The following is a 21,451-nucleotide window of genomic DNA, read 5'->3' on the forward strand; positions in this document are numbered from 1 at the left end:
GTCAGCCGGCCGCGGCAGCGGTGGCGGCGGGCACCGGCGGCGCGCCGGGGGTGCCGAGGAAGGCCTCCCAGCCGCCGGTCGGCGCCTGGCCCGCGGCGAGGCCCTGGAGCTTGCGCAGCACCGCCGGGTCCTGGGCGTCCAGCCAGTCCACCAACTGGCGGAAGGAGACCAGCCGGACCTCCGGCTTGCCCGCGATCGTCCGGAGCACGTCCTCGACGGCGTTCATGTAGATGCCGCCGTTCCACTCCTCGAAGTGGTTGCCGATGACGTACGGCGCCCGGTTGCCGTTGTAGGTGCGGTCGAAGCCCATCAGGTAGGCGTCGCGGGCCTGGGCCTGGAAGCCCGGGTAGAGCGCCGGGTCGGCCTTGGTGTTGGGGCCGCACTGGTTGAACATGATGTTGTAGTCCATCGACAGCACCTGGAAGGTGTGCCCGGGGAAGGGGATGGACTGCAGCGGGAGGTCCCAGAGCGCGCCGCCCTGGATCTTCTGCGGCCACACCTGGGTGCCGTTGCCGCTGCTGTCGTAGCGCCAGCCGCGCTTGACCGCGGTGGGCAGCAGGTTGCGCTGGCCCTCCAGGCAGGGGGTGCGGCTGCCGATCAGCTCCTTGCGGTAGTCGAAGGGCAGCGCCGGCAGGTCGGTGAAGCCGGTGTTGGTGCGCCAGTTCGTCACGAAGTCCATGGCCTGCTGGATCTCGCTGTCCCACTCCTCCGGGGACCACTTGCCGACGCCGGTGGCGCCGCAGAAGTGGCCGTTGAAGTGGGTGCCGATCTCGTGGCCCTCCAGCCAGGCCGCGTGCACGTTCTCCAGGGTGTCGTGGATGTGCTGGTCGGTGAGGTAGCCGATCTCGGAGGCGCCGACCTTGTGCTGCGGGGGGCGGTAGAGGTCCTTCTTGGACTCGGGCAGCAGGTAGAGGCCGCTGAGGAAGAAGGTCATCGACGCGTTGTGCTCCTGCGCCAGCCGGCGGAAGCGGGCGAACAGGCCGTTGTCGAGTTCGCCGGCGCCGTCCCAGGAGAAGACCACGAACTGCGGCGGGCGTTCGCCGGTCTTGAGCCGTTCGGGGGTGGGCTGGTGGGGCTGGTCCCCGGTGTCGGAGGTGGAGCCGTCGCCGATCAGGACGGGCTGCGGCGCCGGGGAGTCCGTGGGGTCGGCGCCCTGCTCGCCGGCCGTGCCGGCAGGGGGGACGGCCGAGCCGATCCTCGGTTCCTTGTCGCCGTCGGAGCCGTTGCTGCCGCAGCCGGCCGCCAGGGTGGCGGCGGAGGCCGCACCGGCGGCCAGCAGGGTGCGGCGGGAGAGAGCGGCCATGGTCACTCCGTTCATGAGGCGTTCGGCAGGCGTACAGGCGTACAGACGTGCGAAAGTCCGGTCGGACAAGTGGGGTGATAGAACCCGTGACCGGGTCAGCATGGCAGTTGGGCGCGATCGGTCGGTGAGGCGCCACAGGCGGTCGCAACCGATCGCCCGATTGACGCAACCGGATCGGCCCCCTTCGCCGTCGAAGCTCCTGCCGAGGTGTTCCGGCGGCGCCGTCACCCGGGAACCGGCCGTCGCGCTCCGTCACCGGGCACCCACTCGGCGCACGGATCCGGGCGGTTGCCCTGCCGATCGGGGGGTGTCGTTACGACCGTCGTATGGACGTGCTCTAGGGTCCGATCCGATTGAATTGTTCCCAGGAAACTCCCAGGATCGGGAATCCGTCGGCAGAGGGGAGCGCCCGTGGGCGTCCAGCAGAGCAGGAGCCCGTGGCCGGGCACCCTGGCGGCCGGTGCCGCGCTGGTGCTCGGCGCCTGGCTGCTGCACGACGGCGGACCGGGCGCGCTGCCGCCCGTCCCCGGCGGCACACAGGCGCTGTCCGGCTTCGCCCCGGTCTCCGTCGTCCCGCCGCTGGGGCCGTCCGACCCCACCCGCATCCGCATCCCGGCCGTCCGGCTGGACGCCCCGGTCACCACGCTCGGCCTCGACCCCGACGGCCACCTCCAGGCCCCGCCCGAGGCGGACCGCAACCTGGCGGGCTGGTACCGCGGCGGGGCCAGCCCCGGGCAGCGCGGCACCGCCATCCTGGCCGGGCACGTCGACAACAAGGCCGGCCCGGCCGTCTTCTACCACCTGGGGGCGCTCCGGCGCGGAGACCGGATCGAGATCGCCCGCGCGGACGGCGCCGTCGCCGTCTACCAGCTGTACGCCATCGAAGTGCACGACCGAAAGGACTTCCCGGACGACCGGGTCTACCGCCAGGCCGCCGACGCACAGCTGCGGGTCATCACCTGCGGCGGCGCGTACAGCGCGGAGCACGGCTACGAGGGCAACGTCGTCGCCTACGGCTTCCTGGCCGACACCACCCGGCCGGGCAAAGCCGCATGACCACGCTGACCCTCGCCACCCGCTGGAACCCGATCGACTGGCCGCTCACCCACGGCCCGATCCCGTACGCCGTGCTCGCCGCGGGCTGGGGGGCGCTGGCCCTGCTCGCGTTCTCGCGCGACGAACGCTGGCGGGCCCCGCGCCTGTTCGGCGCCCTGATGCTGGCCGGAACGCTCACCGCCCTGGTGAAGCTCGGCGTCGACGGCTGGTGGCACCCCTTCCCGGAGGGCACCCCGGACTTCGTTCTGCGCTGGATAGCCGTCGCGCTGTTCGCGATATCCCTGCTCTGCTTCCGCGCGCCGCTGCTCGCCGTCCGCCGACGGCTGCTGGCGACCGGGGCCGCCGTCCTGGTGCTGCTGATGGCCGCCTCGCAGGTCAACCGGGGCTTCGACCAGTACCCGACCGCCCGGGCCATGCTGGTGCCCGAGATCCAGGCGCTGACCACGGGCAAGGTGGCCAGCACCATCGCCGCCACGCCCGGCAAGCCCGTCGAGGAACTCTGGCACGCGCCGCCCGGCCTGCCCGCGAAGGGCACCCTCTCCACCGTGACCATCCCCGGCACCCGGTCCGGCTTCACGGCCCGCGAGGGGTACGTCTACCTGCCGCCCGCCTACCAGGCCAATCCCCGGCCGCTGCTGCCCGTCGTGGTGCTGCTGCCCGGCCAGCCCGGCGCCCCGGCCGACTGGATCACCTCCGGGGCCATCCAGGACACCCTGGACGCCTTCGCCGCCGACCACCGGGGCCTCGCCCCGATCGTGGTGGTCGCCGACCCCATCGGCAGCCCGTTCACCAACACGCTCTGCATGGACTCCCGGATCGCCAAGGCGCAGACCTACCTGGCCGCCGACGTCCCGGACTGGATCCACCGCAACCTGCAGACCGCCACCGGCCGCGGCGCCTTCGCCATCGGCGGGCTCTCGCTCGGCGGCACCTGCTCGCTCCAACTGGCCGTCAACGCACCCGAGGTCTACGGCACCTTCCTGGACATCTCCGGCCAGGACGAGCCGACCCTGGGCGACCGCGGCGAGACCGTCGACAAGGCCTTCGACGGCGACGAGGCCGCGTTCGACGCCGTCGACCCGCTGCACGTCATGGCCCGGCAGAAGTTCCCCGACACCGCCGGCATGTTCGTGGTCGGCGCCAACGACCCGGACTTCCGACCCATGCAGGAGAAGGCCCATGCAGCGGCGCAGGCGGCCGGGATGAAGGTCGGCTACCAGACCATCCCCGGCTGGCACAGCTGGGTGGTGTTCCGCCAGGCCTTCGAACAGAACCTGACCTGGCTCGCCCAGCAGACCGGGCTCGTCCGGTGACGCGGCTCCTCGCGGCCCCCGCGCCGACGAACGAGCACGAGTCGCCGGCGGACCGCGCGCCCGTCGCCGGAACGCCGGAGCCGCACCCGCAGCGGGCCTGGCGGGCGGCCCGGACGTTCGGCGTCTGGCTGCGCTCGGCACCGCTCACGCTGCTGCTGCTGGCCGGCCTCTGGGCGCTCGGCGCGGCCACCGGCAGCCTGGCCCACGGGCCGTCCGAGCGGCTGCTCGACCGGGTCGGGGCCGGCGTGCCCACCCTCGCCGAGGGCCGCTGGTGGACGCCATTCACCTCGCTGTTCTGGTGCTCCGGCCTGGGCGCGTACGTGTTCACCAGCCTGCTGCTGCTCCTGGTCGGCCCGGCCGCCGAGCACCGGCTCGGGCGGCTGCGCACGCTCGCGGTGCTGGTCGGCGGGCAGCTGGCGGGCACCCTGCTCGGCACCGCGCTGATCGCGGCCGGCTCCCGGGTCGGCGAGCAGTGGACCGTCTCGGTGGCCGACCAGACCGCGGTCGGCCCCGGCGTCGGCCTGTTCGCGCTCGCCGGGGTGCTCGGCTACCGGCTCACCGTGCTCTGGCGCCGCCGGCTGCACCTGCTGGTGCTGCTCGCCCCGCTGGTCATGACGCTGTACGTGGGCCACCTGCAGAGCGTCCAGCGGTGCGCCGCCGCGCTCGTCGGGCTGGGCGCCGGCGCGCTGCTCGCCCGGGGCCGGCTGCACCTGCGCACCCACCGCTCCTCGCACTCCGAGACCCGGGTGCTGGTGGCGCTCTGCCTGGTCGCCGCCGCGCTCGGACCGCTGATCGCCTCGCTGTACGACAACGCCAGCGGGCCGTTCAACACCTTCTCCGAGCTGTACTTCTCGCACCGGCTCAGCCCGGAGGAGGTCGCCGACTTCTGCGCGCTGTCGGCGCACGACTGCGCCCGCGCGCACGCCGTCGAGCGGATCTTCGACACCCCGGGCCGGCTGATGGCCGCGCTGTTCCCGGCGCTGCTGCTGGTCCTGGCCGAGGGGCTGCGCCGGGGGCTGCGGCTCGCCTGGCGGATCACCGTCGCCACCGAGCTGCTCTGGGCGGCGCTGCTGGGCTGGCTGTACCTCGACTCCGGCCCGGTCAGCGGCGACGTGGTGCAGTACTTCGTCGAGGCGCTGCTGCTGCCGCTGCTCACCCTCGGCCTGCTGCTGGCCACCCGGCAGCGCTTCCGGCTGCGGCTGCCCGGCCGGGCGGTGCTCCGGCTGGGCGCGCTGCTCGGCGGCGCCGCCCTGGCGGCCTCCGCCGCGTACGTGGGGCTCGGGCGCCTCGCCGCCGACCAGTTCGAGCCGGGGGCGAACGTCCGCCGGCTGCTGCACGGGCTGCCGGCGCAGTTCCTGCCGCCCGCCTACAACGACCTGCTGCCGGACTACCCGATCGCGGTCGGCCCGGTGGCGCTGTTCCTGGAGACGTACTGCGGGCTGGCGTTCTGGGTGGTCGCGCTGGCCGCGCTGCTGCCGGCCTTCCGCCGGCCGGTGCTGCACACCGACGCCGAGGCGGCCGCCCGGGCCAGGGCGCTGCTCACCGCGTACGGCGGCGGGACGCTGTCCTTCATCACCACCTGGGACGGCAACCACTACTGGTTCGACGACGAGGGCCGGGCGGCCGTCGCCTACCGGGTGCACAACACGGTGGCGCTGACCACCGGCGACCCGTTCGGCGCGCCGGAGGCCCGGGCCGGGGCGGTGGCCGGGTTCGCCCGGTACTGCGACCAGCGCGGCTGGACCCCGTGCTTCTACAGCGTCTCCCCGCAGACCAGGGCGGCCGCCGGGCAGCTCGGCTGGCGCTCGGTGCAGGTCGCCGAGGACACCGTGGTCGCGCTGCCCGAGCTGGCCTTCACCGGCCGCAAGTGGCAGGACATCCGGACCGCGCTGAACAAGGCCGGCAAGCAGGGCATCACCGCCGAGTGGTGGTCCTACCACGAGGCGCCGCGCGCGCTGCGGGACCAGATCCGGGCGATCTCCGAGGAGTGGGTCTCCGAGAAGGGCCTGCCCGAGATGGGCTTCACGCTCGGCGGGCTGGAGGAACTGGACGACCCGGACGTGCGGGTGCTGATCGCGGTGGACGGGCAGCGCGTCGTGCACGGGCTGACCAGCTGGATGCCGGTGTACGAGGACGGCGTGCCGGTCGGCTGGACGCTGGACTTCATGCGCCGGCGCTCGGACGGCTTCCGCGGCGTCAACGAGTTCCTGATCGCCTCGGCCGCGCTGGGCTTCAAGGAGGAGGGCGCGCGCTTCCTGTCGCTGTCCGGCGCGCCGCTGGCCCGCTCCGGGCAGGACGAGGAGCCCTCCGGCCTGCAACGGATGCTGGACTGGATGGGACGGGTGCTGGAGCCGGTGTACGGCTTCCGCTCGCTGCTCGCGTTCAAGTCGAAGTTCCAGCCGGAGTACCGGCCGATGTACATGGCCTACCCCGACCCCGCCGCGCTGCCGAGCATCACCAGGGCGATCGGCAAGGCGTACCTGCCGCACCTGACGCCGGCACAGGGCGTCCGGCTGATGCGCAGGCTGTCGGGCTGAGGCGTCCCGGGCCCCGGGCCCGGGCGCCGGCCGGAAGCGCGCTGACGCTCCCGGACGCCGGCCCGCGTGCCGCTCAGCCGAGCAGCTCGGCGAGCGCGCGGTCGGCGTCCAGGTGCAGGTGCTCCTCGCCCTCGGGGACGAGCAGCCGGCTGCGCCACAGGAAGCGGCGCAGGTCGGTGGTGTCGAACTGGAGCAGCGCGGTGCCCTCCGGCGCCCGCAGCTCGACCATGGTGCGCCGGCCGAGCGCGGGTCGGACGTGGACGTCGCCGACGCCGGCCGACAGCTCCAGGCCGGCCGAGAGCAGTTGGCGGGCGAAGACCCAGACGATGTCGTCGGCGCCGTCCGCGCCCGCGCCGCCGTCCGCCGGTTCGTCCAGGGAGAACTCGGCGGGGAAGGCCATCCGGACGGCGAGCGGGTCCTCCGGCAGGTAACTCAGGACCACCCGCAGCCGGACGGAGCGGTGGGGGGAGAGGATCAGGCGGGCCTGGACGGTCTCTTCGGCGGGGGTGTGCACGGCGAGTCCCTTCGGGTCGGTGTGAGGCCGGTCGACAAGGGGGAGGGTTGGGGCGGCCTCACCCTGGTGAGAGTCCTGGGACCGGTCGTGATTACTCGGTTTCGAAGTCGATCGAATGTGATCCGCATCACGTCGATTTCCGGCCGCCCCGACCCGGCGCGGAGCCTCGCCTGGCCGCCCTGAGGGCGCCGGGCCGGTACGCTGGGCGGGTTGTCCGATCGCCGCCCGACCGCGGGGCGGGGCTGAGAAACCGCCCCTGACCTGCGATGATCCCCCCTCGGAGACCGTGAGTACTGCCGCCGCCTCCTCGATGCCGCTGTTCTCCGACGTGCCGGAGCCGCAGGCGCCCGCCCGGGGCGCCGGGTCCGCCGCGTCCGCCGCGTCCGCCGCCTCGCACCACCTCTCGCCGGCCTTCCCCGGCCGCGCCCCCTGGGGCACCGCGGGCAAGCTGCGGGCCTGGCAGCAGGGCGCGCTGGACAGGTACATCGAGACGCAGCCGCGCGACTTCCTCGCGGTCGCCACCCCGGGCGCCGGTAAGACCACCTTCGCGCTCACCCTGGCCTCGTACCTGCTGCACAACCACCTGGTGCAGCAGGTGACCGTCGTCGCGCCGACCGAGCACCTGAAGAAGCAGTGGGCCGAGGCCGCCGCGCGGATAGGCATCCGGCTCGACCCGGCCTACTCCTCCGGCCCGCTCTCCCGGGACTACCACGGCATCGTGGTCACCTACGCGGGCGTCGGGGTCAACCCGATGCTGCACCGCAACCGGACCGAGGCGCGCAAGACCCTCGTGATCATGGACGAGATCCACCACGCCGGTGACTCCAAGTCCTGGGGCGAGGCCTGCTTCGAGGCCTTCGAACCGGCCACCCGCCGACTGGCGCTGACCGGGACGCCGTTCCGCTCCGACACCAACCCGATCCCGTTCGTCCAGTACGAGGCCGGCGGCGACGGCATCCGCAAGTCCGTCGCCGACTACACCTACGGCTACGGACACGCGCTCGCCGACCACGTCGTCCGCCCGGTGATCTTCCTCAGCTACAGCGGCAACATGCGCTGGCGCACCAAGTCCGGCGACGAGTTGGAGGCCCGGCTCGGAGAGCCGATGACCAAGGACCTGATCGCCCAGGCCTGGCGCACCGCGCTGGCCCCGCAGGGCGAGTGGATCCCGTCCGTGCTGCAGGCCGCCGACCGGCGGCTGTCCGAGGTCCGCAAGGCGATCCCGGACGCCGGCGGGCTGGTCATCGCCACCGACCAGAACACCGCGCGCGCCTACGCCAAGATCCTGCGCGAGATCTCCGGCGAGAAGGCCACCGTGGTGCTCTCCGACGAGACCGAGGCCTCCCAGCGGATCTCCGACTACGCGGCCGGGGACTCGCGCTGGATGGTCGCGGTCCGGATGGTGTCCGAAGGCGTCGACGTGCCCCGGCTGTGCGTCGGGGTGTACGCCACCTCGATCTCCACCCCGCTGTTCTTCGCCCAGGCCGTCGGCCGCTTCGTGCGCGCCCGCAAGCGCGGCGAGACCGCCTCGGTGTTCCTGCCGACCATCCCGATGCTGCTCGGCTTCGCCAACGAGATGGAGGTCCAGCGCGACCACGTGCTGGACCGGCCGAAGAAGGAGGGCGAGGGCCTCTTCGACGAGGAGGACCGGCTGCTCGCCGAGGCCGAGCGGGCCAACGACGGGCCGGACGGCGCGGGCGGCGACGAGTTCTCCTACGAGGCGATCGGCTCCGACGCGGTCTTCGACCGGGTGCTGTACAACGCCATGGAGTTCGGCATGCAGGCCCACCCGGGGAGCGAGGAGGAGGACGACTACCTCGGCATCCCGGGCCTGCTGGAGCCGGACCAGGTGCAGATGCTGCTGCAGAAGCGCCAGCACCGGCAGATCCAGCGCAGCAAGGGCAAGCCCGCCGAGGAGGCCGACCTGCTGGAGCTGCCGGCCGAGCAGCGGCCGGTCGTCACCCACCAGGAACTCCGGGAGCTGCGCAAGGAGCTGAACGCGCTGGTGGCCGCCTGGCACCACCGCACCAACCAGCCGCACGGCACCGTCCACAACGAGCTGCGCCGCCAGTGCGGTGGCCCGCTGACCGCACAGGCCACCGCCAACCAGCTGAAGGCGCGGATCGCCAAGATCCGCGAGTGGGCGAAGTAACCGCGGAAGCCGGTTCGGAAGCGGGCCCGGAAAACGGGCATGGAAGCGGGCCCGGAAACGGGCGTGGAATCAGCCGCAGGAACGATACGGCGGGTGGCCGCGGGTCGGCCGCTCCGCCCCGGGTGTCCGGACTCCGGAGCGCGGTCGAACCCGTGCGCTGACGGGCCCGGATGAATGGGAGTGTTTGTCCTGGTTTCGTCGCGCTGTTGAAGTCGATCACGCCCGAATTTTGGACAACCACTTCCGTCACGACATTTCCTTCACTACCTTTCCCCCACGCTCTTCCACCGGGCAACCCCCACAGGACGGGCGCCGCAGGACCGCACGCACGTCAGGGACGACACCGCGAGCGGTCCGAGCGCGGCCACCCCACCTGCGCGCGACACCGAACCCGGCCCGGCGCCGCCTGCCCCGCGAGCGCCGCGGAAAGGAAGCCCGTCGTGACTGCCGAGACCTCCCAGACCCTGGACCGTGGCGTCCGGGTCCTCAAACTCCTCGCCGACTCCGAGCGCGGGCTCACCGTCACCGAGCTGGCCGCCCGACTGGCCGTCAACCGCACCGTCGTCTACCGGCTGCTGGCCACCCTGGAACAGCACGGCCTGGTCCGCCGGGACATCGGCGGCCGCGCCCGGGTCGGCCTGGGCGTCCTGCGCCTCGCCCACCGGGTGCACCCGCTGCTGCGCGAGGCCGCGCTGCCGGCCCTGCGCAGCCTGGCCGAGGACCTCGGCGCCACCGCCCACCTGACCCTGGTGGACGGCAACGAGGCGCTGGCCGTCGCCGTGGTCGAGCCGAGCTGGACCGACTTCCACGTCGCCTACCGCACCGGGCTGCGCCACCCGCTCGGCGAGAGCGCCGCCGGCCGGGCCATCCTGGAGGCGCGCTCCTTCCCCGGCCAGCGCCGGCCGGAGCAGGGCTTCGTCATCACCCGTGCGGAGGAGCAGTCCGGGGCGTGCGGCGCGGCCGCCGCGCTGATCGGGCTGAGCGGCATCGAGGGCAGCGTCGGCGTGGTGATGCTGAACGGGCTGGTCCCCGAGCGGGTCGGGCCCCGGGTGGTGGAGGCGGCGACCGAGGTGGCCGACGCGCTGCGGTAGGTCAGCACGGGCCCCGGTGTGTTTGGATTCCCCTTGTGTCCGACACCAAGCTGCCCAAGGCCCTCACCTCCCCGCGGACCCGCGCGCTCACGCTCTGCGGGGTGCTGGTCGCCGCGCTGTTCGGCGTGGCCGCCTTCGTCCCGCTGCCGTACACGCTGACCTGGCCGGGCCTGACCGCGGACACCCTCGGCACGTACAAGGACAAGCCGGTCCTCACCATCACCGGGGCGCCGCTGCGCTCCACCGAGGGCGAGCTGCGGATGGTCACCATCTCGGCCACCAACCCGGGGGAGCGGACCACCTTCTGGCGCGCGCTCCAGGCCTGGTTCGACCAGGACGAGGCGGTGCGCCCGACCGACACGGTCTACCTGCCCGGCAACCCGGCCAAGGCCGAGGAGCAGACCACCCAGCAGATGGTCGAGTCGCAGAACAGCGCCACCGCCGCCGCCCTCGGCTACCTCCACCTCTCGCCGGACCAGGTCAAGGTGAAGGTCGACCTGGGCGACGTCGGCGGCCCGAGCGCCGGGCAGATGCTGGCGCTGGGCATCGTCGACCAGCTCGCCGGCGACGGCAAGGGCGGCGACCTCACCGGCGGGCTCACGATCGCGGGCACCGGCACCATCGACGACCAGGGCGTCGTCGGCGCGGTCGGCGGCGTCCCGCTCAAGACCCAGGCGGCCGCCCGGGACGGCGCGACGGTGTTCCTGCTGCCCAAGGACGAGTGCACGGACGCCAAGGTCAACACGCCCAGGACGCTGCGACTGGTGCCGGTCGGCACGCTCGGTGAGGCGGTCTCGGCGCTGGAGGCACTGAAGAGCGGCGGCAGCGTCCCCAGCTGCTGAGCGGGGCCGCGGGCCCTACTCGGCGGCGGCCTGGTCCACCAGCGGCAGGATGCGGTACGGCACCGGGTTCTCCAGCGCGATCGCGGTGGACGAGCGGACGATCCCGTCGAAGCCCACCACCCGGTCGATCACCCGTTGCAGGTCGGCGTTGGAGCGGGCCACGATCCGCACCATCATGTCCCCGGCCCCGGTGATGGTGTGCAGTTCCAGCACCTCCGGCACGCTCGCCAGGTGCGCCCGGACGTCGGCGCCCTGGCCCTGGGAGATCTCCAGGGTGGCGAAGGCCGTGACCGGGTAGCCGAGCGCCGCCGGGTCGACCTCCGGGCCGAAGCCGCCGATCACCCCCTTGGCCTGCAACCGGTCCAGCCGGGCCTGCACGGTGCCCCGGGCGACCTGGAGCCGGCGCGAGCACTCCAGCACCCCGATCCGGGGCTCCTCGGCGAGCAGCCGGATCAGCCGGCCGTCCAGCGCGTCGATCGCGTCGTTCCCGCCACCCGCCCCGGGTCCGGACGAAGCGCCTTGCGGGGCAGGGGAGTTGGGCGAGCCGGGGGAGCTCGGGGACTGGGCGGGGGGCATCGCGGCTCCGTCCTCCGGTGGGCATTCTGTACAGCGGCGCCGCCGATTCTCCCGCCCCGGCGCACAGCTTGACCAGGAGGAAACGGAACAGTTGCGCGCCGGTCGGCTCGGCGCCACCCTCCAGCCACGACGCCGTGCGCCGGGCCCCACCCCGGCGCGCGGCCGCACCCGCCGTGGTCCGCACGCCTACCGGGAGGGCCGTCATGACCGACACCGCCGCCGAACCCGTCCTGCTCGCCGCAGGGCCCGGAGAGTCCGACCCCCTCCCGATGGGCCGCGCCGACGCGGTGGTCTTCGCGGTCGGCGACGCCGATCGGGCCGCCCGCCGCTACGCCGCCGCGCTCGGGCTGCGCTGTAGCGCGTACGCCGGGCCGGAGACCGGGGAGCCGGAGACGGTCTCGTACGTGCTGGACGCGCCCGGGACCCGGATCGTGCTCACCTCGCTGGTCCAGGTGATCGGCCCGCGCGGGCGGGAGCTGGGCGCGCACCTGGCCCGGCACGGGGACGGGGTGCTGGACCTCGTGGTGAGCGTGCCGGACGTCTACTACGCGTACGACTACGCGGTGGACCGGGGCGCGCTGTCGCTGGCCGAACCGTACGAGGCGCGGGACCGCTTCGGCACGGTGGTGCTCGCGACGATCGGGGTGCCGGGCGGGACCAGGCACACCCTGGTCGACCGGTCCGGCTACGCCGGGCCGTACCTGCCGGGGTACCTGCCGTTCGAGACCTGGTGAGGGGGGCTCAGCGGATGGCCGTCTCGACCACCGGCGGGTGGCCGTTCCAGTAGACGAAGACCGAGTTGGCCTGCTCGCCCTTGGTGAAGTCCACCCGCATCCACTGGTCGCCGTTCCACACCTGCATCTGCCAGCCCGGGTCCGGGGTGGCGGAGACCAGCGAGGCCTTGTCGGGGCGGATGTCCAGGGCGACCTTGCCGCCCGGCACCGGATAGCTCTTCACGGAGGACGTCGCCGTGGTGGTGGTGGGGGCGGGGCGGCGGGTGGCCGACGGGGAGGCGGCGGAGAGGGTGGTGGCGGGGGCCGGCCCGCGCGTCGTGGTGGTGGCGGCGGTCGGGGAGGCCGGTGGGGCCGGGGCCCCGGTCCGGGCGGCCGACCGCGCCTGGTCGGGGGTGACGGTCGCGGTGTGCGGCGTGCCGTCGGCTCTCGGCGAGGGCAGCGGCAGGGCCGTGGGCTGTTCGAACGCGGCGCCGGTCAGCACCGCGTGCACGCCGAGCCAGGACAGCGCCACCGCCGCCCCGGTGGCCGCCGCCCAGGCGCCGAGCTGTACCAGTCCGTTCCGCATCGTCCGCTCATCCTGCCGTATTCCGGGCCTGCGCAGCCGGGCAGCCCCGTTATCGGTCAGGGCAGTTGCACGCCGTCCGGAGGCCACCCCGAGGTACAGACCACTGCCCGTCGATGGCGTACCGTGCAGGGCCATGGCAACAGTGCTCGTGGTCGAGGACGACCCCTTCGTACGTTCCGCCCTCATCCGGCACCTGACCGACACCGGTCATGCGGTCCGCAGTGTGGGCACGGCACTTGAGGCGCTGCGGGAGGTCGCCCAGGTCGGCTGTGACCTGGTGATCCTCGACCTGGGCCTGCCGGACCTGGACGGCAGCGAGGCGCTCAAGATGATCCGGGGCCTGACCAATGTGCCGGTGATCATCTCGACCGCCCGCGACGACGAGGCCGAGATCGTCCGGCTGCTCAACGACGGCGCCGACGACTATCTGGTGAAACCTTTCTCCGGGGAGCACCTCAGTGCCCGGATGGCCGCCGTCCTGCGCCGGCTCGGCGGCGGCGCCGCCCCCGTCGCCCAGGTGCTGCGGGTCGGCGGCCTCGCCATCGACCTCCAGCGCCGCGAGGCCTCGCTGGACGGGCGGCTGCTCGACCTGACCCGCCGCGAGTTCGACCTGCTGGCCTTCCTGGCCGGGCGCCCCGGCGTGGTCGTGCCGCGCAAGGAGATCCTGGCCGAGGTCTGGCAGCAGACCTACGGCGGCGACCAGACCATCGACGTCCACCTGTCCTGGCTGCGCCGCAAGCTCGGCGAGACCGCCTCCAGCCCCCGCTACCTGCACACCGTCCGGGGAGTCGGGGTCCGGCTGGAGGCGGCCGGGGGGCTGGCGGAGCACCGGACATGAGGAGGTTCGGGCGCTCGCTGCGCTGGGCCCTGATCAAGGCCGCCGTCGCCGGGACCACCATGGTCGCGCTGGCCTTCCTCATCCCGCTCGGCCTGATGGTCCAGCAGACCGCCCGGGACCACGCCTTCACCGCCGCCGAACGGCAGGCCGCCGCACTCGGCCCGGCCCTCGCCATCACCACCGACCAGATCGCCATCGACCGCGCCCTGGCCAGTACCGACGCCGGCGGGCAGGGCCGGATGGCGGTCCACCTGCCCGCCCCGGCCGCCCCGGACGCACTCCCCGGCGCGGGCGGCCCCGGCGGGCCCACCATCGGCGAGGCCCGGGCCGCCGCCGGCGACGTGTCCACCGCCGGCGGCCAGGGCCGCTCCTTCACCGTCGCGGTGCCCGGCGGCTACGCGCTGCTCCAGCCGGTCGCGGTGGACACCGGGCGCACCGCCGTGGTCGAGGTGTTCGTCGCCAACGGCGACCTCACCCGGGGCGTCTCCACCGCCTGGCTGGTGCTCTCGGGCGTCGCGCTCGGCCTGGTCGCCATCTCGGTACTGGTCGCCGACCGGATGGGCGGCCGGATCGTGGCCTCCGCCCGGCGGCTCGCCAGCGCCGCCCGCTCGCTCGGCGCCGGCAACCTGGCCGTACGGGTCCCGGTCGACGGCAAGCAGGCCGCAGGCAGCCCCGAGGAACTGCGCGAGGCCGCCCACGCGTTCAACACCATGGCCGACCGGGTGGTCCAGCTCCTCGCCGCCGAACGGGAACTGGCCGCCGACCTGTCCCACCGGCTGCGCACCCCGCTGACCGTGCTGCGGCTCAACGCCGCCTCGCTCGGCGAGGGCGACGCCGCCGACGCCACCCGGCACGCGGTCTCCCAACTGGAACGCGAGGTCGACCAGATCATCCGCTCGGCCCGCCGCGACCCCGAGGACGCGCCCGCCGTCGCGGTCGGCTGCGACATCGCCGAGGTGGTCCGCGAACGGGTCGGCTTCTGGTCCGCACTGGCCGAGGACGAGGGACGCCGCTGGCAACTGGCCGGCGCCGACCGGGCGGCGCCCGTCCCGGTCCAGCGTGCCGACCTGGCCGCCGTCGTCGACGCACTGCTCGGCAACGTCTTCCGGCACACCGCCGTCGGCACCGCCTTCTCGGTGGACGTGCTCGCCACCGAGACCTCGGTGATCGTCCTGGTCGGCGACGCCGGCCCCGGCTTCAGCGACCCGGCCGCCGCCCTCAAGCGCGGCGAGGGCCACGGCGGCGAGGGCTCCACCGGCCTCGGCCTCGACATCGTCCGCAAACTCGCCGAGTCCACCGGCGGCGACCTGGCGCTCGGCCGCTCCGCCGTGCTCGGCGGCGCCGAGATCCGGCTGCGGCTGGAGGCCCGCCCGGACGGCGGGGCGCCGCTCCGGGCCCGCCGACGGCGCAGCCGGGGCGCGCTGTTCCAGAACTGACCCCTCTCCCGGCCGAAGCCCGGGGGACTCCGGCTCGCCCCGTTCCGGCCGGCCGGCGGTCGGCAGGGTCTCACGCGATCTGGGTTGAGACCAGCCGGGTTGAGACCAGCCGGGTTGAGGCCGACCGGGTCAAGGTCGGCTGGGCTCGGATGAAGAGGCCCGGATGAAGAGGCCCGGGGCGAAACGCGCGTGCACGGCCGGCTGGCCGGGGCCCACTCGTCACGCTGCGTGACTGATCGCGCCCAGGCCTGGTCGGCCTGCATCCGGTATCGTCGGCGTTTGGTCGAGTGGTGGACGGAGTGGACTGGTGACAGCGGTGCAAGACGAGCGCAGCCCGGTGCGGACCGCACCCGACCCCGCGCCCGCCCCCCTGTCGGACCGGCTGCGGACCGCGCTCGGCGCCCCCGTCCGCGCGCTGCGCGAGGCCCCCCGCCGCCCGCTGCTGGCCGCTTCGGCCCTGGCGCTGCTGTCCCTGGTCGTGTACGCGGTGGTCCGCCACTTCGTCAACACCTCGATGGTCGACATGATCGTCTACCGGGCCGAGGGCGCCGCCGTCGCCAACGGCACCGACCTGTACGCACTGCGCGTCACCGAGTGGAACCTGCCCGCGACCTACCCCCCGTTCGCGGCCATGCTGTTCGTGCCCACCACCTGGTTCCCGGTCCCGTTCCTCCGGGTGGCGATCACTCTCGGCAACCTCGGTCTGCTCGCCCTGCTGACCCACCTGTCCTTCAAGCTGGTCGGCTGGCCGCGCCGCGAACTGCGGCCGATCGGCGTCATCCTGGTGACCGGCCTCGGCGTCTGGCTCGAACCCGTCTTCACCACGCTCCGGTACGGCCAGATCAACCTGGCGCTCGCCTGCCTGATCCTCTGGGACCTCACCCGTTCGGACGCCCGCCGCAGCAAGGGCATGGCGATCGGCATCGCCGCCGGCCTCAAGCTCACCCCCGGCCTGTTCGCCGTCTACCTGCTGATCACCGGCCGGGTCCGGGCCGCCTTCGTGGCCGGCCTCACCTTCCTCGGCACCTTCCTGATCGGTGCCGTCGCCCTGCCCGACGCCACCTGGGGCTTCTGGACCAAGTACCTGTACGACTCCTCCCGGGTCGGCAAGACCGAGATCGTCGACAACCAGTCGCTGCGCGGCGCCCTCGCCCGGCTGCTGCACACCGCCGACCCCGGCACCCTCGCCACCCTCGCGGCCGGCCTGGTCGCGGTGGCCGGCCTCGCCGTCGCCGCCTGGGCCCACCGCAGCGCCCGCTGGCTGCCCCGGGCCGAGGCCTGGGGCGTCTGCTGCGCCGCCGTCACCGCCGTGCTGATCTCGCCGATCAGCTGGACCCACCACTGGGTCTGGTGCGTGCCGCTGCTCGTCCTGCTGGCCGCCGAGGCCTCCGTCGAGCACGCCCGCCCGGTCGGCGTCCGCCGGCTGCGCTGGCGGGCCGCCTTCTGGGCGACGCTGCTCGCGTTCCTCTCCTTCGCGATGTGGGCCGCCAAGCCGCTCGGGCCTGCCGTCCTCCACATGTCACCGCTGCGCCAGCTGCCGACCTCGGTCTACCCGTGGGTCGGGCTCTGCTTCCTGCTCGCCGCCGCCATCCGGATAAGGGCCCGGCGACGCTCCGCCGGCGCGCCGCTGGTCCGGCTGCCCGGCCAGCGCGACGGCGGCGGCCCGGACGCCACTCGCGGCCGTCAGCAGGCCCCCGCGGCCCGCTGAGCCAGCGGGGGCGCCGCTCCCGTCGCGTTGCGCGGTCCCGGCCGGGTGCGCGTTCGTGGCCGTGGGCGCGTTCCCACCGGTCGGCGCGCTCGTGGTCGTGCGCGCGTTCGCGGTCGTAGGTGTGTTCGCGGTCGTAGGTGCGCCGGCGGTCGTACGCGCGCTCACGCAAGCAGGGCCGCTGGTCGTACGCGCGCTCACGCAAGCAGGTCCGCGAGCGAGCCGTCCATGTCCAGCGCGGCCATCTCGCTGCCCGGCGGGACCAGCCGGTGGGCCCGCTCCAGCCAGGCCGCAACGGTCGGCAGCGGCGCCTCCAGCAGCGCGTCCCCGGCCGGGGAGCTCAACGCCAGGCAGAGCACGCTGCGCCGGCCCGAGCGGGTCGGCCAGATCCGCACGTCGCCCTGGCCGCACGGCCGGAAGGTGCCCTCGACCAGCAGCTCGCGGGCGAACACCCAGGTCACCGGGGAGCCGGTGTCCAGGTGGAAGGTGATGTGCACCGCGTACGGGTCGTGGCTGCCGTAGGACAGCCGGGCCGGGACGGGGACGCTGTGCTCGGGGGAGAGCACCAGGTTCAGCTCCAGTTCGTGCTCGACCACGCTGGTGGGGCGCTCCATGATCGTCTTCCTCTCTGCCTTCGGTTCCTGCCCGGTTCCGGGCCCGGTGACCTTTGAGAGGGCGGTCCACACCGGTTCTTACACACGTTTCCGGGATTTCTTCGGGAAGTTCGGCGAGAGGTGGTGAACGGTGGGGAACGCGGCGCTCGGACACCTGCCACACGCCGGGACGGCTCGGCCGCTCCTACCCCGGACGGCCTCCCGCTGTCCGGTGATTGGCCAACTTTCCGTTGGCACTGCGGCGAGGTACTACCCTTTGTGACTGTCCGGCGACTGTCCGCCTACCGGCGGTGCCCTCGCGTGCGCCGGGCGGCTCGCGGGTGCGCCGGGCGGGCGTGCCGTGTCGGCCCCGCCAGGACCCGCCAGGAGAGAAGACCCCATGACGGACCGCCCCTTCGCCGGCGCCGGCGACCCGGCCGTCGGACCCGAGCCGGGCTACTACCCCGACCCCTCCATCCCCGGCTTCGTCCGGTACTGGGGCGGCTCGGCCTGGGTGCCGGGCACCAGCCGGCCCGCACCCGCCGAGGGCGAGGTGCTGGAGCCGCCCCGGTTCGCGTCCCGGCGGCCTGCCGCCAGCGGGGCGGTCGTGGCGGGTACGGCGCGGGCAGTGCCGCCGCCGGTGGTGCCGGAGCCGGCCGTCCCGGAGTCGGCCGTCCCGGAGTCGGGGGCCCCGGAGCCGTCCTGGGGCGGGGCCGTGCGCGGCGGGGGCGGGGACACCGGGCCGGTGTACCTCGACCAGACCACGGGCGGGGCGAAGTTCGTCCTCGGGCCGCGGGCGGCGGAGGTGATGGGCGGGCCGGTGTTCCGGACGGTCGGGGAGTCCGGGGAGTCCGGGGAGTCCGGGGAGTCTGGGATGTCTGGAGCGCCTGGAGCATCCGGGGTATCCGGGTTGTCCGGGGTGGAGAGGGTGGTGGTCGAGGCGCCGGTTCTCGACGAGGCGGTCCTCGGCGAGCTGGTGGTCGAGGTTTCGGCGGTCGGGGGTGCGGCGGTCGGGGGTGCGGCGGAGGAGCCCGGCTGGCAGGCCGATCCGCGGGTGCAGCGGGGGCTGATGGAGACGGGCGGCGGGCCGCACCGGGTCTCCTGGGGAGCGCTTCCGGGGGAGCCCGAGGCGGAGGAGGGGCGCGTGATGGAGGTTCGTGCTCCTGTTGCTGTTCCGGCCCGGGCTTCGGTCGGCGTTCCGGTCGCGGCGTCGATCGAGGCGTCGGTCGAGAGTTCGGTCGCGGTGGAGGTGGCCGCCGTCGTCGGGTCGCCCGCGAGCGCCCCGACGGCGGTGGCGGTGCGGGAGGCGCCGTCGTCCGTCGCGTCGTCCGTCGTGGCGCCCGTTCCGAAGGTTGTGCGCGGGGCCGGGCGTGCTGTTGAGCCCGTATCCGAGTCCGCGTCTGAGCCCGAGCTCGCCGTACCGGCCCCGGCCGCGCCGGTCGCCGCCGGAGGGGTTCCGGCCCGGACCCAGGGCCGGCCCCCCGCGTCTGCCGCGTCGCTGCCCGTCGTGCGCCCGGCCCGGGAGGCCGTCGCGCGCCGCCGCCCCGCCCCTGCGGCGCTCGCCCCGGCGACGCCCGCCGGGCTCGGGCGCCGGCTGGCCGCGCGCGCCGTGGACACCGTCGTACTCCTCGTGGTCGCCGTCGCCGCCGGAATCCCGCTCGGCCGCTCGGCGTCCGAGCACCTCCAGCAGAAGCTCGACCAGGCCCGGATGGCCAGTTCCCTCGCCCGGCGCCAGGTCCAGGTCTGGTTGGTGGACGACGTGGTGCTGGGCAAGGTCGTGGTCCTGCTCGGCATCCTGCTCTTCGTCAGCCTGCTCTACGAGGTGCTGCCGACCGCCCGCACCGGCCAGACCTTCGGCAAGCGGCTGGCCCGGATCCGGGTGGTGGACGCCGCCGCCCCCGGCGCCCGGGCGAGGTTGAGCCTCGGCCGCTCGCTGCTCCGATGGGCGGTCAGGCAACTCGGGCTGGTGCTGCTCGTCGGCCTGGTCTGGCCCGTGTTCGACCGCCAGGCCCGGCGCGGCTGGCAGGACCGGGCCGCTCGCACCAGGGTGGTCCGCGACTGAGGCCACCCGGCCCGGAGGCCGCCTCCCCAGTGCGGAGGCCGCCTCCCCGGCCCGGAGGCGCTCTTCTCGACTGGGCGGCAAAACGGACAGAATGTCCCAAATTGCAAGAATGTGTGATGTTCTACTCGAGGGATGAGCACTCACGACCCCTCAGGCCCCCAGCCGGAGGGGGGCGGCCAGCCCTCCTTCGACAAGCAGTCCCCGCAGCCGGGTGGCGGCACGCCGGAAGGCCGCCCGTCGGACCCGAACCCTTCCCCTGCCCCGCCGCCCACCGGCGGTCCGTCCGACGGCACCCCCGGCAGTCCGGCCGACGGCCCCGGCGCGTACGGCGGCACCTACGGCGGCCCGACCTACGGCCAGAGCCAGCCCGGCCAGGCCCCCTACGGCCAGAACCCCTACGACCAGCCCCCGCCCGGCTACGGCCCCGCCGGCTACGGAACCCCCGGCGGCGGCCCCGTTCCCGGGATGCCGCCGATCGGCAGCTGGCCCAGGCGCATCCTCGCCCGCCTGATCGACTACCTCCTCGTCCAGGTCGTCGCCCTGATCGTGGTGGCCCCCTTCGCCGACTTCGGCGACCGCTCCGGCGAGGTCGGCGCATTCTGGCTCGGTTGCGCCATCTACCTTCTCTACGAGGGCCTGATGCTCAGCCGGGACGGCCAGACCCTCGGCAAGAAGGCGATGCACGTCCGCGTCGCCATGCTGATCGACGGCAACAAGCCCACCCAGGCCGCCGCCTGGACCCGCGCGGCCGTCTACATCCTCCCGGCCGTGATCTGCTGCGCCGCCCTCTGGTGGATCATCGACGGGATGTTCGGCGTCTTCGACAAGCCCTACCGGCAGTGCATCCACGACAAGGCCGCGAAGACCGTGGTGGTCACCACCGACTGACCGGCCAAGCGGGCCGCGACGCCCGGCGGCGGACTAGCGTTGCTAGCGCTGCCGGGCGTACTCGCGTCCGGCCGGGGTCGGGGCAGCGGCCCCCGCCCTCGCGGCCGACCTGCCGGACGCGGCGAGCGACAACACCGTCACCACGGTGCCGAGCGCCAGCGCGAACCCCACCAGCACCGCGACCTCCAGGACGCCCGAGGCGCCCGAAACGGCCAGCAGTGCCACCGTGGCGGCGACGACGGTGAACGAGCCGAGGCAGTACTGGGCAGCGGACGGACGCGGCATGGCGGGGGTCCTTCGCACGTCGGGGGAAACGAGCGGGAATGGTGCCGGTCCCAGAAGCACTGCCCGGCAAGGGAGTTCGGTAAGTCCAGGCTAACCCGCCGGACCGGGGGCACAGGGGGCGCACAGGCTCACCCCGGGGTCGTTCGCCCCCTCGGTACGGTGAACCCGACCGTGTCCGCCCCACCCACCCCGGGGGAACACCCGTGCCCATCCCCGCCGACTGGCCCACCACCGAAGCCCAGGCACTCGCCGAACAGGAACGCCTGCGCCCCCTCGTCCGGACCCACGACGACCCCGGTGCCTCCGACGACTCCGGAGGCTCCGATGGTGGCGTCGGGCGGCTCATCGCCGGCGTCGACGTCGCCTACGACGACGAGCACGACCTCGTCGCCGCCGCAGCCGTCCTCCTCGACCACGACACCCTCGCCGTCGTCGAACAGGCCACCGCCGTCGGCCGCATCCCCTTCCCCTACACCCCCGGACTGCTCGCCTTCCGCGAACTCCCCGCCGTCCTCGACGCCCTCGCCGCCCTCACCCGCACCCCCGACACCGTCGTCTGCGACGGCTACGGCCTCGCCCACCCCCGCCGTCTCGGCCTCGCCAGCCACCTCGGCGTCCTCACCGGCCTGCGCACCCTCGGCGTCGCCAAAACCCCCTTCACCTTCCACCACCACGACCCCGACACCCCCCGCGGCGCCACCACCCCGCTCACCGACCCCGCCACCGGCGAAGAGGTCGGCCGCGCCCTCCGCACCCGGCCCGGCGTCAAACCCGTCTACGTCTCCATCGGCCACCGCATCAGCCTCGACACCGCCGTCCGCACCACCCTCCAACTCGCGCCCCACTACCGGCTCCCCGAAACCACCCGGCACGCCGACTCCCTCTGCCGCCGCGCCCTCGCCGACGCCCTCCATGCGAGGACGCCTGCGAACTGAACAGGTACCAGGCGGAATTCGGGCCC

General features: G+C 74.1%; 19 protein-coding genes. 13 read left to right on the forward strand and 6 right to left on the reverse strand.

The window, feature by feature from the left end; translation table 11 throughout:
* Position 1: 1 nt before the first annotated feature.
* Positions 2 to 1,303 carry a hypothetical protein gene (locus tag ACIPLC_RS32795; RefSeq protein WP_400476677.1) on the reverse strand — a complete coding sequence of 434 codons (1,302 nt, stop codon included), beginning with the start codon at positions 1,301 to 1,303 and terminating at the stop codon, positions 2 to 4.
* 411 nt (positions 1,304 to 1,714) lie between these two features.
* Here ACIPLC_RS32795 and ACIPLC_RS32800 point away from each other — a divergent pair, with 411 nt between their 5' ends.
* From ACIPLC_RS32800 to ACIPLC_RS32810, 3 genes are read left to right on the forward strand one after another with little or no spacing between them, the layout of a single operon-like run.
* Positions 1,715 to 2,359, forward strand: coding sequence for a class F sortase (locus tag ACIPLC_RS32800; protein WP_400476678.1), 645 nt, complete (start codon positions 1,715 to 1,717; stop codon positions 2,357 to 2,359).
* Entirely contained in the window at positions 2,356 to 3,672 is a 1,317-nt protein-coding gene (locus tag ACIPLC_RS32805; protein ID WP_400476679.1) for an alpha/beta hydrolase, read from the forward strand. The genes ACIPLC_RS32800 and ACIPLC_RS32805 overlap by 4 nt, the downstream gene beginning before the upstream one ends.
* Positions 3,669 to 6,209, forward strand: coding sequence for a rhomboid family intramembrane serine protease (locus tag ACIPLC_RS32810; RefSeq protein ID WP_400476680.1), 2,541 nt, complete (start codon positions 3,669 to 3,671; stop codon positions 6,207 to 6,209). Before ACIPLC_RS32805 ends, ACIPLC_RS32810 begins: the two co-directional genes overlap by 4 nt.
* Before the next feature lie 73 nt (positions 6,210 to 6,282).
* On the opposite strand, the gene ACIPLC_RS32815 is transcribed toward ACIPLC_RS32810, so the two are convergent.
* Complete coding sequence (locus tag ACIPLC_RS32815) at positions 6,283 to 6,723, reverse strand: SsgA family sporulation/cell division regulator (RefSeq protein WP_400476681.1); 441 nt, start codon at positions 6,721 to 6,723, stop codon at positions 6,283 to 6,285.
* Positions 6,724 to 7,033: 310 nt separating this feature from the next.
* On the opposite strand from ACIPLC_RS32815, the gene ACIPLC_RS32820 reads away from it, so the two are divergent.
* From ACIPLC_RS32820 to ACIPLC_RS32830, 3 genes are all read left to right on the forward strand, one after another.
* On the forward strand, positions 7,034 to 8,875 hold the full coding sequence (locus ACIPLC_RS32820) for a DEAD/DEAH box helicase (RefSeq protein WP_400476706.1): 1,842 nt from the start codon (positions 7,034 to 7,036) through the stop codon (positions 8,873 to 8,875).
* Between the two features lie 440 nt (positions 8,876 to 9,315).
* A complete protein-coding gene (locus ACIPLC_RS32825; protein ID WP_400476682.1) occupies positions 9,316 to 9,966 on the forward strand; it encodes an IclR family transcriptional regulator in 651 nt (216 codons plus the stop codon).
* Between the two features lie 35 nt (positions 9,967 to 10,001).
* Positions 10,002 to 10,808 (forward strand): S16 family serine protease, encoded by an 807-nt coding sequence (locus ACIPLC_RS32830; RefSeq protein ID WP_400476683.1) that lies wholly within the window; start codon positions 10,002 to 10,004, stop codon positions 10,806 to 10,808.
* A 15-nt stretch (positions 10,809 to 10,823) separates the two neighbouring features.
* Here the strand turns inward: ACIPLC_RS32830 and ACIPLC_RS32835 are convergent, their stop codons facing one another.
* On the reverse strand, positions 10,824 to 11,384 hold the full coding sequence (locus ACIPLC_RS32835; protein WP_400476684.1) for an Lrp/AsnC family transcriptional regulator: 561 nt from the start codon (positions 11,382 to 11,384) through the stop codon (positions 10,824 to 10,826).
* 203 nt (positions 11,385 to 11,587) lie between these two features.
* Here ACIPLC_RS32835 and ACIPLC_RS32840 point away from each other — a divergent pair, with 203 nt between their 5' ends.
* Positions 11,588 to 12,118 carry a VOC family protein gene (locus ACIPLC_RS32840; protein ID WP_400476685.1) on the forward strand — a complete coding sequence of 177 codons (531 nt, stop codon included), beginning with the start codon at positions 11,588 to 11,590 and terminating at the stop codon, positions 12,116 to 12,118.
* A 7-nt stretch (positions 12,119 to 12,125) separates the two neighbouring features.
* On the opposite strand, the gene ACIPLC_RS32845 is transcribed toward ACIPLC_RS32840, so the two are convergent.
* Positions 12,126 to 12,683, reverse strand: coding sequence for a hypothetical protein (locus tag ACIPLC_RS32845; protein ID WP_400476686.1), 558 nt, complete (start codon positions 12,681 to 12,683; stop codon positions 12,126 to 12,128).
* 133 nt (positions 12,684 to 12,816) lie between these two features.
* Here ACIPLC_RS32845 and ACIPLC_RS32850 point away from each other — a divergent pair, with 133 nt between their 5' ends.
* From ACIPLC_RS32850 to ACIPLC_RS32860, 3 genes are all read left to right on the forward strand, one after another.
* Positions 12,817 to 13,521: a response regulator transcription factor gene (locus ACIPLC_RS32850; protein WP_350881149.1), complete on the forward strand. Its 705-nt coding sequence runs from the start codon at positions 12,817 to 12,819 to the stop codon at positions 13,519 to 13,521.
* On the forward strand, positions 13,518 to 14,957 hold the full coding sequence (locus tag ACIPLC_RS32855) for a sensor histidine kinase (RefSeq protein ID WP_400476687.1): 1,440 nt from the start codon (positions 13,518 to 13,520) through the stop codon (positions 14,955 to 14,957). Before ACIPLC_RS32850 ends, ACIPLC_RS32855 begins: the two co-directional genes overlap by 4 nt.
* A gap of 307 nt (positions 14,958 to 15,264) precedes the next feature.
* Positions 15,265 to 16,665 carry a glycosyltransferase 87 family protein gene (locus ACIPLC_RS32860; protein WP_400476688.1) on the forward strand — a complete coding sequence of 467 codons (1,401 nt, stop codon included), beginning with the start codon at positions 15,265 to 15,267 and terminating at the stop codon, positions 16,663 to 16,665.
* A gap of 194 nt (positions 16,666 to 16,859) precedes the next feature.
* Here the strand turns inward: ACIPLC_RS32860 and ACIPLC_RS32865 are convergent, their stop codons facing one another.
* On the reverse strand, positions 16,860 to 17,276 hold the full coding sequence (locus ACIPLC_RS32865) for an SsgA family sporulation/cell division regulator (protein WP_400476689.1): 417 nt from the start codon (positions 17,274 to 17,276) through the stop codon (positions 16,860 to 16,862).
* A gap of 379 nt (positions 17,277 to 17,655) precedes the next feature.
* Between ACIPLC_RS32865 and ACIPLC_RS32870 the strand changes: the two genes are divergently transcribed.
* Positions 17,656 to 19,317 carry an RDD family protein gene (locus ACIPLC_RS32870; protein ID WP_400476690.1) on the forward strand — a complete coding sequence of 554 codons (1,662 nt, stop codon included), beginning with the start codon at positions 17,656 to 17,658 and terminating at the stop codon, positions 19,315 to 19,317.
* A gap of 132 nt (positions 19,318 to 19,449) precedes the next feature.
* Positions 19,450 to 20,205, forward strand: a complete 756-nt coding sequence (locus ACIPLC_RS32875; RefSeq protein ID WP_400476691.1) for an RDD family protein — start codon at positions 19,450 to 19,452, stop codon at positions 20,203 to 20,205.
* Between the two features lie 42 nt (positions 20,206 to 20,247).
* Here ACIPLC_RS32875 and ACIPLC_RS32880 read toward each other — a convergent pair whose 3' ends face one another.
* Positions 20,248 to 20,490: a hypothetical protein gene (locus tag ACIPLC_RS32880; RefSeq protein ID WP_400476692.1), complete on the reverse strand. Its 243-nt coding sequence runs from the start codon at positions 20,488 to 20,490 to the stop codon at positions 20,248 to 20,250.
* A 203-nt stretch (positions 20,491 to 20,693) separates the two neighbouring features.
* Here ACIPLC_RS32880 and ACIPLC_RS32885 point away from each other — a divergent pair, with 203 nt between their 5' ends.
* On the forward strand, positions 20,694 to 21,425 hold the full coding sequence (locus ACIPLC_RS32885) for an endonuclease V (RefSeq protein WP_400476693.1): 732 nt from the start codon (positions 20,694 to 20,696) through the stop codon (positions 21,423 to 21,425).
* Positions 21,426 to 21,451 lie beyond the last annotated feature (26 nt).

It is taken from the genome of Kitasatospora sp. NPDC086801, assembly GCF_044745805.1.
GTDB lineage: Bacteria > Actinomycetota > Actinomycetes > Streptomycetales > Streptomycetaceae > Kitasatospora.

Excerpts from the sequence above, each read along its gene's own strand:
- ACIPLC_RS32795 (WP_400476677.1), bottom strand. The coding sequence starts at position 1,303 with ATGGCCGCTCTCTCCCGCCGCACCCTGCTGGCCGCCGGTGCGGCCTCC.
- ACIPLC_RS32805 (WP_400476679.1), top strand. The coding sequence starts at position 2,356 with ATGACCACGCTGACCCTCGCCACCCGCTGGAACCCGATCGACTGGCCG.
- ACIPLC_RS32820 (WP_400476706.1), top strand. The coding sequence starts at position 7,034 with ATGCCGCTGTTCTCCGACGTGCCGGAGCCGCAGGCGCCCGCCCGGGGC.
- ACIPLC_RS32835 (WP_400476684.1), bottom strand. The coding sequence starts at position 11,384 with ATGCCCCCCGCCCAGTCCCCGAGCTCCCCCGGCTCGCCCAACTCCCCT.
- ACIPLC_RS32840 (WP_400476685.1), top strand. The coding sequence starts at position 11,588 with ATGACCGACACCGCCGCCGAACCCGTCCTGCTCGCCGCAGGGCCCGGA.
- ACIPLC_RS32845 (WP_400476686.1), bottom strand. The coding sequence starts at position 12,683 with ATGCGGAACGGACTGGTACAGCTCGGCGCCTGGGCGGCGGCCACCGGG.
- ACIPLC_RS32850 (WP_350881149.1), top strand. The coding sequence starts at position 12,817 with ATGGCAACAGTGCTCGTGGTCGAGGACGACCCCTTCGTACGTTCCGCC.
- ACIPLC_RS32855 (WP_400476687.1), top strand. The coding sequence starts at position 13,518 with ATGAGGAGGTTCGGGCGCTCGCTGCGCTGGGCCCTGATCAAGGCCGCC.
- ACIPLC_RS32865 (WP_400476689.1), bottom strand. The coding sequence starts at position 17,276 with ATGGAGCGCCCCACCAGCGTGGTCGAGCACGAACTGGAGCTGAACCTG.
- ACIPLC_RS32870 (WP_400476690.1), top strand. The coding sequence starts at position 17,656 with ATGACGGACCGCCCCTTCGCCGGCGCCGGCGACCCGGCCGTCGGACCC.
- ACIPLC_RS32875 (WP_400476691.1), top strand. The coding sequence starts at position 19,450 with ATGAGCACTCACGACCCCTCAGGCCCCCAGCCGGAGGGGGGCGGCCAG.
- ACIPLC_RS32880 (WP_400476692.1), bottom strand. The coding sequence starts at position 20,490 with ATGCCGCGTCCGTCCGCTGCCCAGTACTGCCTCGGCTCGTTCACCGTC.